The sequence below is a fragment of the Janthinobacterium sp. LS2A genome (assembly GCF_036543145.1).
GTDB lineage: Bacteria > Pseudomonadota > Gammaproteobacteria > Burkholderiales > Burkholderiaceae_D > Janthinobacterium > Janthinobacterium aestuarii.
In genome coordinates this window covers 1-12912 of sequence record NZ_JAZHPB010000008.1, presented here as the reverse complement: position 1 = coordinate 12912, position 12912 = coordinate 1, and the positions used below count along the sequence as shown (strand labels likewise).

The 12912-nt window shown below is 58.9% G+C and carries 14 protein-coding genes; 1 reads left to right on the top strand and 13 read right to left on the bottom strand.

Annotation, left to right across the window (positions count from 1 at the left end):
- Window position 1: 1 nt before the first annotated feature.
- From rplV to creB, 10 genes are all read right to left on the bottom strand, one after another.
- Window positions 2-334 (bottom strand): 50S ribosomal protein L22, encoded by a 333-nt coding sequence (gene rplV, locus V3C40_RS21180; RefSeq protein WP_170840583.1) that lies wholly within the window; start codon window positions 332-334, stop codon window positions 2-4.
- Complete coding sequence (gene rpsS / locus V3C40_RS21175; protein ID WP_008444295.1) at window positions 331-606, bottom strand: 30S ribosomal protein S19; 276 nt, start codon at window positions 604-606, stop codon at window positions 331-333. Before rpsS ends, rplV begins: the two co-directional genes overlap by 4 nt.
- Window positions 607-616: 10 nt before the next feature.
- Window positions 617-1444, bottom strand: a complete 828-nt coding sequence (gene rplB / locus V3C40_RS21170) for a 50S ribosomal protein L2 (protein WP_034753198.1) — start codon at window positions 1442-1444, stop codon at window positions 617-619.
- Window positions 1444-1761, bottom strand: coding sequence for a 50S ribosomal protein L23 (gene rplW / locus V3C40_RS21165; protein ID WP_010394398.1), 318 nt, complete (start codon window positions 1759-1761; stop codon window positions 1444-1446). Before rplW ends, rplB begins: the two co-directional genes overlap by 1 nt.
- Window positions 1758-2378, bottom strand: coding sequence for a 50S ribosomal protein L4 (rplD, locus tag V3C40_RS21160; RefSeq protein WP_034753197.1), 621 nt, complete (start codon window positions 2376-2378; stop codon window positions 1758-1760). Before rplD ends, rplW begins: the two co-directional genes overlap by 4 nt.
- A gap of 3 nt (window positions 2379-2381) precedes the next feature.
- Window positions 2382-3038 (bottom strand): 50S ribosomal protein L3, encoded by a 657-nt coding sequence (gene rplC / locus V3C40_RS21155; protein ID WP_010394393.1) that lies wholly within the window; start codon window positions 3036-3038, stop codon window positions 2382-2384.
- A 326-nt stretch (window positions 3039-3364) separates the two neighbouring features.
- Window positions 3365-3553 carry a hypothetical protein gene (locus V3C40_RS21150; protein ID WP_034753196.1) on the bottom strand — a complete coding sequence of 63 codons (189 nt, stop codon included), beginning with the start codon at window positions 3551-3553 and terminating at the stop codon, window positions 3365-3367.
- A gap of 232 nt (window positions 3554-3785) precedes the next feature.
- A complete protein-coding gene (gene creD, locus V3C40_RS21145) occupies window positions 3786-5177 on the bottom strand; it encodes a cell envelope integrity protein CreD (RefSeq protein WP_331778451.1) in 1392 nt (463 codons plus the stop codon).
- A gap of 86 nt (window positions 5178-5263) precedes the next feature.
- Complete coding sequence (gene creC, locus V3C40_RS21140; protein WP_331778450.1) at window positions 5264-6685, bottom strand: two-component system sensor histidine kinase CreC; 1422 nt, start codon at window positions 6683-6685, stop codon at window positions 5264-5266.
- Entirely contained in the window at window positions 6682-7413 is a 732-nt protein-coding gene (creB, locus tag V3C40_RS21135) for a two-component system response regulator CreB (protein WP_331778449.1), read from the bottom strand. Before creB ends, creC begins: the two co-directional genes overlap by 4 nt.
- Window positions 7414-7579: 166 nt before the next feature.
- Between creB and V3C40_RS21130 the strand changes: the two genes are divergently transcribed.
- Complete coding sequence (locus tag V3C40_RS21130; protein ID WP_051991374.1) at window positions 7580-8125, top strand: tetratricopeptide repeat protein; 546 nt, start codon at window positions 7580-7582, stop codon at window positions 8123-8125.
- A 21-nt stretch (window positions 8126-8146) separates the two neighbouring features.
- On the opposite strand, the gene V3C40_RS21125 is transcribed toward V3C40_RS21130, so the two are convergent.
- The 3 genes from V3C40_RS21125 to rpsJ all read right to left on the bottom strand — a co-directional run bounded on the left by V3C40_RS21125 (window position 8147) and on the right by rpsJ (window position 12705).
- A complete protein-coding gene (locus V3C40_RS21125) occupies window positions 8147-8992 on the bottom strand; it encodes a DUF817 domain-containing protein (protein ID WP_034753191.1) in 846 nt (281 codons plus the stop codon).
- A 144-nt stretch (window positions 8993-9136) separates the two neighbouring features.
- Window positions 9137-11872, bottom strand: a complete 2736-nt coding sequence (locus V3C40_RS21120) for a TonB-dependent receptor plug domain-containing protein (RefSeq protein ID WP_331778448.1) — start codon at window positions 11870-11872, stop codon at window positions 9137-9139.
- 515 nt (window positions 11873-12387) lie between these two features.
- Complete coding sequence (gene rpsJ / locus V3C40_RS21115) at window positions 12388-12705, bottom strand: 30S ribosomal protein S10 (protein ID WP_010394389.1); 318 nt, start codon at window positions 12703-12705, stop codon at window positions 12388-12390.
- Window positions 12706-12912 lie beyond the last annotated feature (207 nt).

Here is a 12912-nt window from a genome sequence, read left to right as displayed (position 1 = left end):
CTTAGTTACCGACAGTCACGTAAACGTGACAGGATTGTTTCGAAATACGGTCGCCACGGCCTTTTGCACGCGCGGTGAAGCGCTTCAGGACGGGGCCCTTTTCGACGTAGATCGTTTTCACGAACAATTCGTCGATGTCCGCACCATCATTGTGCTCGGCATTCGCAATAGCGGATTCCAGAACGCGTTTGATGATCGCAGCACCTTTTTTCGGGCTGAATTGCAAGATGTTGAGTGCAGCGTCAACTTTCTTGCCACGGATCAGGTCAGCAACCAGGCGGCCCTTTTGGTCCGACAGGCGCACACCTTTGAGGATAGCTTTAGTTTCCATTATTTCTTAGCCTTTTTGTCAGCTGCATGGCCCTTGAACGTACGGGTCAGTGCGAATTCGCCGAGCTTGTGACCAACCATGTTTTCGGAAACATAAACCGGCACGTGCAGCTTGCCGTTATGAACCGCGATCGTCAGGCCGATGAAGTCAGGCATGATTGTCGAACGACGCGACCAGGTTTTGATTGGCTTTTTGTCTTTGGCTGCTTGCGCGGCTTCAACTTTTTTCACCAGGTGGGCGTCACAGAACGGCCCTTTTTTCAATGAACGTGTCATGTGCTACCCCTTATTTCTTGCCGCGGCGCGAGACGATCATGGAAGTAGTACGCTTGTTGCTGCGTGTCTTCTTACCTTTAGTCTGTTGGCCCCAAGGCGAAACTGGATGACGACCAGCTGCTGTTTTACCTTCACCACCACCGTGCGGGTGATCGACCGGGTTCATGACCACACCGCGAACGGTAGGACGAACACCGCGCCAGCGCATCGCACCAGCTTTACCGATTTTACGCAGGCTGTGCTCGGCATTGCCGACTTCACCAACCGTTGCACGGCACTCGATGTGCACGCGACGTACTTCACCCGAGCGCAGACGCACTTGAGCGTAGGTACCTTCACGTGCCATCAGCACAACGCCAGCGCCGGCGGTACGTGCCATTTGGGCACCTTTACCTGGCAGCATTTCGACGCAATGCATCACGGTACCGACTGGGATGTTACGGATTGGCAAGCAGTTACCCGATTTGATCGGCGCTTCCGAACCGTTCATCACGCTGTCGCCAACGGCCATGCCTTTGGTTGCGATGATGTAGTGACGTTCGCCGTCGGCGTAGCACAACAGAGCGATATTCGCGGTGCGGTTTGGATCGTATTCGATACGTTCCACTTTCGCTGGAATACCATCTTTGGTGCGCTTGAAGTCGATCAAGCGGTAGTGTTGCTTATGACCACCACCGATATGACGGGTGGTGATGTGACCGTTGTTGTTACGACCAGCGGTCTTGGATTTCTTTTCAACCAGGGCAGCGAATGGACGACCTTTGTACAGGTCGGCATTCACCACCTTCACCATGCCGCGACGGCCTGGCGAGGTTGGTTTCATCTTAACGAGTGCCATTATGCAGCCTCCTCGGAGAAGTTGATTTCCTGGCCAGGCTTCAGGCACACGAAAGCACGCTTGGTATGGTTACGACGACCGTTGAACTTGCCGGTGCGCTTTTGCTTACCTTCGCGGTTTGCAGTTTGCACGGACAGAACTTCAACCTTGAACAGCAGTTCGACCGCTGCCTTGATTTCAGGCTTGGTTGCATCCGGCAGTACGCGGAATACAATTTGCTCGTTCTTTTCCGCGACCATGGTGGCCTTTTCGGAAATCACGGGCGCCAACAGCACCTTCATCAAGCGTTCTTCGCTATGTTTCAAAATCGCGCTCATGCCAGCATCTCCTCAATCTTGGCCAATGCAGCTTTGGTGACCAGGATCTTCTTGTAGAACACCAGGGACATCGGGTCTGCGTGACGTGGCTCAACGACGAGTACGTTAGGCAGGTTGCGCGATGCCAGTTCCAGGTTTTCGTTCAGAACGTCGGTGATGATCAGAACCGAATCAAAGCCCAGGCCGTTCAATTTTTGCGACAGCAGCTTGGTTTTTGGCGCGTCGATCGTCAGATCGTCGATGACGATCAGGCGCTCTTCGCGAGCCAGCTGCGACAGGATCGAGCAGATACCTGCGCGATACATCTTTTTGTTCACTTTGTGGGTGAAGTTTTCGTCAGGCGAGTTCGGGAAAATCCGACCACCGCCGCGCCACAGTGGCGACGACGACATACCAGCACGAGCGCGGCCGGTACCTTTTTGGCGCCATGGCTTTTTCGTCGTGTGGTGAACTTCTTCACGGTCTTTTTGCTTGCGGTTACCACTACGTGCATTCGCTTGATAAGCGATGACGACTTGGTGGATCAGCGCTTCATTGTAGTCACGGCCGAAAATCGTATCGGCTGCAGCAACGTTCGAGGCGGCTTGACCTTGCGCATTCAGAAGCTTGAGTTCCATCGTTTAAGCTCCCTTCTTGGCTTTGGTTTTGATGGCTGGCGAGACAACTACCTGGCCATTTTTCGCACCTGGAATCGCGCCTTTGACCAGCAACAGCTGACGGTCGGCATCGATACGGGCGATCACGAGGTTCTGGATCGTACGGTTAACGTCACCCAGATGACCGGTCATGCGCTTACCAGGGAAAACGCGACCTGGATCTTGTGCCATACCGATGGAACCTGGAACGTTATGCGAACGCGAGTTACCGTGCGTTGCACGGCCAGAAGCGAAGTGGTAACGTTTGATAACGCCTGCATAGCCTTTACCGATGGTAACGCCTTGCACGTCGATCTTTTGACCGACTTCGAACAGGGAAGCAGCGACAACATCGCCAGCTTTCAGTTCAGCGGCTTTGGCAGCGTCGACACGGAACTCTTTCAACAGAGTACCGGCTTCAACACCAGCTTTAGCGTGATGACCAGCAACAGCTTTGGTCACGCGGGAAGCGCGACGTTGACCGAATGCGACCTGAACAGCGGAGTAACCATCTGTTTCAGGGGTTTTGATTTGCGCAACACGGTTGTTCGATACGTCCAACACGGTGACAGGAATCGAATCCCCTTCATCCGTGAAAATGCGCATCATACCAACCTTGCGACCGAGAAGGCCTAGGCTCATTTTTTCTCCATTCCCACCTGCGATTGGGCGGGGCTTGTTTAACTACAAAGTAACGTAGGACTCAAAAAAGACGAATCCATACCGAAGCCGGCTAGTATATAGCACAAAAACCCTTGACGCAACAAGTTAACACGAGGTATGTCAAAGTGTTGCGCGACGCCCCTGCGGGAGTTGTCGGCGCGCCGGAAAAATGCCGCCGCGAGCCAACTTGAGAGGCGCAAAGCACGGCGGCATGCGCCCTGGCGGGCAATGGCAGAAACACACAGGGCGCGCAATGACTTGCGCGCCCTGCCCTGCACTTCCCGGGGCGTGACGCCCGAAAAAGCTTATTGCTGGCAGTTGATCAGGCAATGCTGGTACAGATCTTCGCAGATGGGGCTGCCGCCGAGGTGCGCCCGGCAATTGGCCACTTTTTGCCCGCACTCGCTATAGCACTGCGTGACATCGCCAGCGGCAAACGCATACGAGGCGCTCAGGCCCAGCGCAAACAGGAAAGCCATCGACTTCTTGATCATATTTCATCTCCGTTTATCAGATGGAAGAACAACCAGGACGCCACGCCATCCTCGCACCGCCCCGGGCAGGCGCCGCGGCGCCCGTCATTACTTAAAAAGCAATGCCAATAGAATACCGTAAACAATACCAACCAACTACCAATTAATGCCGCCGCCAAACAAAAAGCCAGCCCGGACAGATCACCGTCCGGGCTGGCTGCAAGCGTTACGGCGCATGACGCCCGGGCCGTCCCTATTCTTGCGGCGCTCCTTTGCCAATCTGATACCAGTCCACCTTGCGCGTCGCCACCATGATGACTGCCAGCACGGCGAACAGCAGAATGCTGCCCATCACCAGCGCATTGTTTTCCGAACTGAGCAAGCCATACAGCGCGCCATACAGCATGGTCAGCGCCACGCCGAAGCCGATGCCGCGCCAGGCGTTATGCAGCACGTGCACCAGGTAAAAGCTGGTCAGCACGATACAGGCGGCGCTGGCGATCAGGTAGGCGGCCAGGAAGGCGATGTGCTCGGCCAGGCCCACCAGCAGCAGGAAGAAAATCACCAGCGACAGGCCCACCAGCAAATACTGCACCGGGTGGATCGGCAGGCTTTTCAAAATTTCAAAGATGAAGAAGGCGGCAAACGTCAGCGCCACAAACAGCAAGCCATACTTGGTGGCCCGGTCCGACTGCGAATACACATTGATCGGCTCGATGAAGCCGACGCTGAAACGGTCCACCTGGCCCAGCGGTGCGCTGTCGGGCACCTTGAACTCGCCCTCGATCGTGCTCAGCTGCGTTTGCGCATTGCTGGCCAGCGACGAGATATTCCATTCGACCTGAAAGCCATCGGCATTGATCTGGCGGTGTTTCGGCGACGGCAGGAAGCGCCCGCCAAACTGCGGATGGGGCCAGTTCGACTTGATGCTGATCTGGCTGTTTTTCGCCACCGGCACGAAATGCTGGCGTTCGATGCCGTCCAGTCCCAGGTCAAAACTGAATTTCACCTGCTGCGCTTGCGCCAGCGGCATGGCGCCCAGGGGTGCATGCAGGCCGCTGCGGAAGGCAAACAGGTCGGTGCCCTGTTCGAATTCGATCTGGCGCCCGCCCCAGTCGATTTTCGGGATGTTGCGGATGCCGCGCACGTCCTCGATGGACAAGGCAACAAACGGCTCGCCCAGGGTCACGCGCGCGTCCGGCGTCTTGCGCGGCAACTGCTCAAGACTGGGCACCGTGAAGTCGCCCTTGAACGCATGCTGGCCGCTGTACACCAGCACCTGGTGGATGCCACGGTAGCGGCGGTCGGTCTCGATGGTGCCTTCCTGCAGCAAGAGGTTCGGGTACACCAGCAAGCGGCGCTGCATGACGCGGCGCTGCACCTGCGTCTGCGCCGGCACGCTGCCTTTCTGCTCCTTGTCGACGGCGATCTCGACCCGCTCGTCATATTGCTCCACATACGGGATCACGAGGATGGGACCGATGATGGTTTGTTCGCGCACCGAATCGGCGGCGATGCTGTTGACGGCTTCCTGGCGGAATTCCATCCGCTCCTTGATCGTTTCCTGAATCATCAGCAAAGGCAGGCCGATCAGCAACATCAGGCCGAACACGATCAACGCTTTGACTAAGAGGGTTTTTTGCATGGCGCATCCTTGAAGTAAGGCGGCCAGTGTAAAAAAGCTGTGTGCGCTGACGATGCAGTCTGTGTGAAGCGGGAGAATAAAGTGCGCTAGGCTAGTGGCAGGCACAGGCGCGCGCAGGCGCCGCCCTCCGCATGATTGAGCACTTCGACCGTGCCGCCATGCAGCGAGGCCACCTCGCGCACGAAGGGCAAGCCCAGGCCCGTGCTCTTGCCGGCGCTCGGGCGCGGCAGGGAATAGAAACGCTCGAAGACGCGTTCCAGCGCATACGCGGGGATGCCCGCGCCACGGTCGCGCACGGCAATTTCCACCTGGCTGCCCTGGCGCCGCGCCGTCAGGTCGATGCAACTGCCCGGTGGCGCAAAGCCGGCCGCGTTGTCGAGCAAATTGCCCAGCGCCTGGCGCAGCAGCAAGGCATCGCCGGCGACAAGCAGCTCGTCGGTATCGAGTTGCAGGCGCACGCCGCGCGCCGCCAGGGTGGCGGCCGCGTCCTGCGCCACTTGCGCCAGCAGGGGCGCCAGCGCGATGCGCTCGGGGTGATCCAGGCGCTGCTGCTTTTCCACGCGCACGAGGGCCAGCAGCTTGTCGATCAGCTGCCGCTGGCGCGCATTCTGTTCCAGGATGCTGGCAAGGAACTGGCGGCGCTCGACCGGCGGCATGTCTTCCTGCAGCAGCTCGGCCGAGGCCTGGATGGCGGCGATCGGGCTTTTCAATTCGTGCGCCAGGGTGTGCATCAGCTGCTCCACGTATTCCTTGCCTTCCAGGCGCGTGCGCATCGCCTCGAGCGCCCGCCCCAGGGTACCGATCTCGTTCTTTCCCAGCGCCGGCAGCGCCACCTTGCGCCCCGCTTCCACGTCGCCGATGTAATGCATCAGCTTGCCCAGCGCATGGTGCAGCCACCAGGCAAATGCCAGGCCGATCAGCAGCGACAGCAGCAACAGGATGGCGCCGCGCTGCAATATCTTGCGCTGGCTGCGCTCGACAAACGCTTGCACGCTGGCATTCGGCTTGGCCACCGTCAGCACGCCGATCACCTCATTGCCGTCGCGAATCGGCGCGGCCACATGCATGACGGTCGACATCTCGTCATCAGGCCGGCTGCGCGTGCTGCGCGCGCCATACTTGCCCTGCAAGGTGAGATATACGTCATTCCAGCGCGAATAGTCGCGCCCTACGTCGCGCCCGCTGGAATCGAACAGCACGATGCCGTGCCGGTCCGTGATGGTGATGCGGTAGTCGAGCGTGCGCTTGCGTACGCCATTGATATTCACGTCCACGCCATGGCGCGCGTAGTCCTGCATGCGCTCGGCCACGGGCGACTGCGCCAGCGTGCCCGCCTTCAGGTCGGGCGCCACCAGGTTGGCCAGCAGCTGCGAGGTATCGACCAGGGTATCTTCCAGGGTCGAGCGCACGCCCGGCTTGACCTGCTCCATGAACACATTCAGCAGAAACCAGGCGGCCAGCCCGACGATCAGGAAGTAGCCGAGCAGGATACGCAGGCCGATCTTCATGCGCCGGCCAGGCTGTAGCCAAGGCCACGGTGGGTATGAATGGGATCGGTCTGCGCATCGACGGCGCGCAGCTTGGCGCGCAGCGATTTCACGTGCGCATCGACGGTGCGGTCGAGCGTATCGGGCGCCCCGCTCCACACGCGCTGCATCAGCTGCGCGCGCGACAGCACGTGGCCCGGATGCTCGAGCAGGGTTTTCAGCAGCAGGTATTCATAGCGGGTCAGGTCCAGCGGCTGGCCGTGGAACAGCACCCGCGCCTCAAGCGCGCGCAACTCGAAGCGCGCCGGCGCGGTCGCGGCGACAGGCGCGGCTATCGTCATGCCAGTCTCGCGCGGCACTTGAGCGACACCCGTGCGGCGCAGGATGACGCGGATGCGCGCCACCAGTTCGCGCGGCGAAAACGGTTTGGTGACGTAATCGTCAGCGCCGATTTCCAGACCGACGATGCGGTCGATCTCGTCGCTGCGGGCCGTCAGGAAGATCACCGGCACGTCGGAAAACTGGCGCAGCCGGCGGCACACTTCCAGGCCGCTCATGTCGGGCAAGCCCACGTCGAGCACCACGAGAACGGGCATCTGCGCCGCTTCGCCGGGCATGGGGCGCAGCGCGGCCAGGGCGTGCTCGCCCAGCATCACATGGCGCGGCGTAAAGCCGTCCGTGCGCAAGGCATAGGCGATGCTGTCGGCAATCGCCTGTTCATCTTCCACGATCAGGACAGTCTTGGACATGGCGGCGGCACGCATTAATGGACAAGCCCGGAGTATCCCTGAAGCACGCAAGCGGCGTCAATCGCGCAGGCTGGCGAAAAGCCACCCTACCCCAAAAAACTTATAGTATATTTATTACGGCATGACTCCACCGATACACCGTGTTTGACACCCGTCCGAGGAGACTATGAAGACCCATACCATCAGCCTGCTATGCGCCGTCAGCCTGCTGGCCGCCTGCGCGGCACCAGCGACGCTCACCACCTCCAATGAACAGCAGGATGCCTGCAACGCGGCCGAACTCAAAGGCCAGTTTGGCGAAGCGGAACTGGCGTGCGTACAGGCGCTGCGCAGTGCCGAGCAGGCCGGGGCCAGCGCGGACATCCTTTCGCAGCGCCAGTACAACCTGGGCCGCATCAAGCGCTTGCAGGGCAAGAATGCGGAGGCGGAGCAACTGTACCGGCAAGCGCTGGCCACGGAGGAAGCGGCGCAGCCGCGCAGCGATGCGCGCGTCGGCCGCCGCATGGTGGAACTGGCGTCGGCCCTGGCCGCGCAAGGCAAGTGGCAGGAAGGCACGGGCTATCTGGAACGCGTGCTGCCGCTGCTGCCGAAGCTGTCGCCCGCCTCGCGCACGTATTCGGCGGAAGTGCTGCGCCAATACGCGAAGCAACTGCAAGGCGGCCCGCAAGCGGCGCTGGGCGCGCGCTTCGACGTGGTGGCGGCCAGCTTGTAGCAAGCCGTCCCGAAGCCCGGCCTAAGGCTGGGCGACGTGGATGCTGGCCTTGATGTGCTTGAGGTGCGCCACGATGGTGAACGTCATCACCACCAGCAGCGACCATGAGCTCCATTTGCTGACGTGCACGACCGACCACGCGCCTAGCTGGTTCGGATAGCGCCACACGCCCCAGAAGGTGCTGATGTTTTCAGCCAGCCAGATGAAGAAGCCGACCAGCACGAAACCCAGCAGCAAGGGCATGCTGCGATCGCGGTCGAGCGGGCGGAACACCACGGTCGTGCGCGCGTACAGGCCCAGCGCGCAGGCAGCCAGATACCAGCGGTAGTCGCCGATGTAGTGGTGAGTAAAGAAGTTGGCGTAGATCAGCAGCGCGATCAGCACCGCCATCCAGTACGGTGGATGGTGGCGGATCCGCATGTCGAGCAGGCGCCAGGTCTGGATGATATAGCTGCCGACGGCCGCATACATGAAGCCGGAAAACAGGGGCACGCCGAACACCTTGGTGTAGGCGAAGTCGGGATAGCTCCACGACTGGATCGTCCCCGACACCTTGAACACTTCCAGCGCGAAGCCGACCGCATGAAACAGGCAGATGGCTTTCAATTCATCCCACGTCTCGAGCCCGCTCCAGAGCATCGCACCCTGGATCGCCAGCGCCACCAGCAGCAGAACGTCATAGCGCGGCAGGCCGAACAGGCCGGCGCGCGGCACCAGGAAGACGGCGGCAAAAAACAGCCCCACGAACAGGCACGACCTCGCCTCCTTGATGCCGAAATACAAAAATTCGGTCAGGAAGCGCGACCAGCCGCGCAGGCGCTCACGGGGAGCGGCATTTAACAGATGGGTATCGAGGGCGTTAAGCATGCAGCAACTTTATCGGCCGGCAGCGGCACTGTAAAGCGATATCCCCCATGCATCGATGGCGGGGCAAAAAAAACCAGGCACGCGGCCTGGTCTTTGACACGTCGGGCATTGCTGCCGGACGGTGGGGGTATCAACTGACGATGATCAGAGGAAGGTGTAGCTGGCCGATACGCCAATACGACGGAACTGGAACGATTCGGCGTAGCCTCTGCGCCACTGCACCGGTGCGGCCTTGTCGAACAGATTGTCGATGTAAAGGCTCAGACGGGTATTTTTGATACCGCTGAATGACAGGTTGTAATCGACCGTGGTGTTGCTGCCTACGCGCGAGCAAGCATCCATGTTCTCAGCCGAAACCTTGTTGGTAACGCAGTAGGTCGGCGAAGTCTGGCTGTCGTTGCTGAAACCACTGGCGTAGTTCAGGGTCATGCCGTGGTCAAACGAGCCGGCCTTCAGGCTGGCGCGCAGCTTGGCTTTCAGACGCGAACCCATGTCATAGTTACCTGCCAGGTTGGTGTCATAGGCATTGTCGGTCACGCTGAATTCCTGGTATTTCCACAGGTAAGTACCTTCCAGTTTCAGGCGAACCTGGCCGATGCCGGTGTTGAAACGGCCACCCGCATCAAAGTCGAAGCCCGAAGCACGGGTCTTGCCGCTGTTGACATATGGGTTGTACAGCAGGCCGATCGCGCCAACGCCGCCGAAGTTGGTGGTATTGCCAGGTGCGTATTTTTTTACCAGTGCCAGGAATTGCGCATCGGAAGCCGAGTTATCGACACGAACCAGCTGTCCGGCTGGCAGGCCAGCTTCGCCGCGCAGGATATCAGCCACGCCACGGGTACCGATTTCGTCCTTGCGTTCGATATGGTAGTAGTCCAGTGCCACGGTCCAGTTCTTGACCGGTTCGAAAACGAAACCAGCGGTGATCGAACGCGAGGTTTCCGGTTTCAGGTCCTTGTTCGCCGACACGAAGCTAGGCACGCCGCCTTTGCAATCACTGTTCTGGAAGGTATTGCCCTGAGCCTTGTCGACGCTGGTGGCGGCCGGATTGTTCTGCACCAGCTTGTTCAAGGCACTGGCGGTTGCGCAACGACGTGGATCGCTGACATCGGTGGCAAACGAGCTGCGGCCCAGGCCGTTACCGGTTTCAACGATGTTAGGCGCACGGAAGCCGCCAGCGGCCGTGGCGCGCAGCAACAGGGTGTCGGTGGCGTTGACGCGCAAGCCGAGCTTTGGTGAGAAGTGCACGTCGCTATTGGTGGACTTGTCGGCACGCACTGCGGCACTCACTTCCACACGCTTGACCACCGGGATGGTCGCTTCGGCGAACAGCGCGTAGTGATCCATGGTGTCTTTGACTTGCAGGCCGGCGATGCCGACCAGGTCGCCACTCAGCACGTTGTCCGAGCTGGCCATTTCATACTTTTCGCGACGGATGTCGGTACCGAACGCCACGCTCAAAGGACCGGCTGGCAATTGCGCCACTTCACCGGACACGGTCGCGTCGACGAAGGTGATTTTCGATTCACCCTTGGTGGTACGTACCGGGAACATCGATTCCAGCAGCGCGGCATCGTTTTGCTGGCCGAACTTGTAGGTGCCGTTGACGATGGCATTGGTGTAACCAGTAGCGCTCACGGCACGGGTGGCCTTGTTGGCTTTCGAGTTCATGTAGCCGACTGCGGATTTCCAGTCGAAATTGCCGATGTCGCCGTTCAGACTCAGCATGACGCGCGTCTGATCGGATTCGGTGCGGTTGAAGTTGAAGCCGTCACCGGTGTCCATCATGCGGGCGCGGTATTCCACCGGTACGCCGTAAGGGTTGTTGGCGTGGCTAACAGGTAATTTTGGATAGAAGTATGGACCAACCATCTTACCGTTGATCGCGTCGTACCAGGTGCTCGACGACGTGGTGGCGCTGCCATTGCTGACGTTGAACGGAGCAACGATATAATCGTTGCTGGCGCCGGCATTGGTGATCTCGAAGTTGGCGTCGATGCTCTTGCCAATGCGGAAGTGCGTGTTGCTGGCCACCGCATAGCGCTTGGCATTGGTGGTCAAGCCCGTGTACGGCAAGATATCCATCTTGCACAGCTTGTCCTTGGCATCGATCTTGTCGGCCGGGCAGCCTGGCGCGGCAACGATGTTCGTGCTGTTCAGGAAGTAGTTGCCGGTTGGCGAGAACGCGCTCATGGCGTCCCAGGTCGAACGGCCCGGGGTCTGGCGGTGCCATTCAGGGTAGTGGCCGCGCAGGTCGCCAGCGGTGTAACCATCGTTCTTGTAGGATTCGTACGTCAGGTAGGTGTTGAAACCATCCTTGTCGATATCGCCGTAACCGACGATGCCCGACACGTTGCGGCTGCGCTGGTCTTTGAAACGGTCCGTTTCCTTGTAGTTGCCAGTGATTTTGGCGCCTTCGAAGTTTTTCAGCAGGATGATGTTGATCACGCCAGCGATGGCGTCGGAACCGTAGATTGCCGATGCGCCATCTTTCAGGATTTCGATGCGCTCGATGGCGGCAGCCGGGATCGCGTCAAGGTTGGTGAAATTCTGTTGTGCACCATCGGCCAGGCCGTATTGCGCAATGCGGCGGCCGTTGACCAGCACCAGGGTCGCGACCTTGCCCAGGCCGCGCATGCCCACCCCCGAGGAACCTGTGGCGAAACTGCCGGAGCTGCTGCTCGACGAGTCGATCGAGGTGCTGATGGCGGAGGAGGAACTCAAGATGCCCAGCGCCGTGGTCTGGCCGGTGCGTTCGATGTCATCGCGGGTCAGCACTTGCAGTGCGCCAGCTGTTTCAGCTTCGGTGCGCTTGATGCTGCTGCCGGTGACTTCGACGCGTTGCAGCTTTTCTGCAGGTGCGGCAGCTTCTTGTGCCACAGCGTATTGGGAGAAGGCCAGTGTCAATGCTATTGCAAGGGTGCTTTTCTTCAAACGGGGGGTATTGCTCATCACTGTACTTTTCAAAACTACTCCTCAAATATTGTTTTCGTTTTATAAATCGATGCGTTGCACTGATCATTTTTGTAAAATAATCACACATTCTCACGCATGTTACAAATTTCTCACATTCGACGCGCATGCGAAAGAAAACAATTAACAATTGTTGTTTTAACCCCACTTTATAGACCGAGCTCTTTGCTGGAATCAAGCTGGCGCGCATTGCGCTGGCAGGCAATCCCGGTGATGAGAGGTGAAAAGAAGAAAATGGGATGGAGTAGGATGAAGACAGGACGGAAGCACCCGCCAAAGGCATGGCACCAATGACAATGGGGCCGGGCGCACTCACGATCGTGAGCAGGCCCGGCCCCATCATCAGGCAGCGGGATACCCCGCCGGCCCGGAACAGCTGTCAATACCTAGTACTACGGTCTTGTCAGCTGCCCTAGAAACTCTTATTGCAGTTTGATTTCGACATCAACACCAGCTGGCAGGTCCAGCTTCATCAACGCGTCAACGGTTTTGTCCGTTGGGTCAACGATGTCCATCAGGCGTTGGTGCGTACGGATCTCGAACTGATCGCGCGAAGTTTTGTTGACGTGCGGGGAACGCAGCACATCGAAACGTTGAATACGGGTAGGCAGTGGTACTGGGCCTTTGACGACAGCGCCGGTGCGCTTCGCGGTTTCAACGATTTCCAGAGCGGACTGGTCGATCAGTTTGTAATCGAAAGCCTTCAGGCGGATACGGATTTTTTGGTTTGGTGCCGACATGATATTTCCTTAAAAGAACGAACCGCGCGGTTTGCACGGCAATGAGGTCATACGGGAATTTCTGACGCAACAACCGTCAGGGTCGACATGATAGCACCAAAATGCTTGCCAACCCCGGCAGTTGAATAAAAAGAAGGGCGCCGGGCGACGACGCGTCTTCTTTTATGCAGGCTTAAGAATTAAGCCAGGATTTTTGCAACAACACCA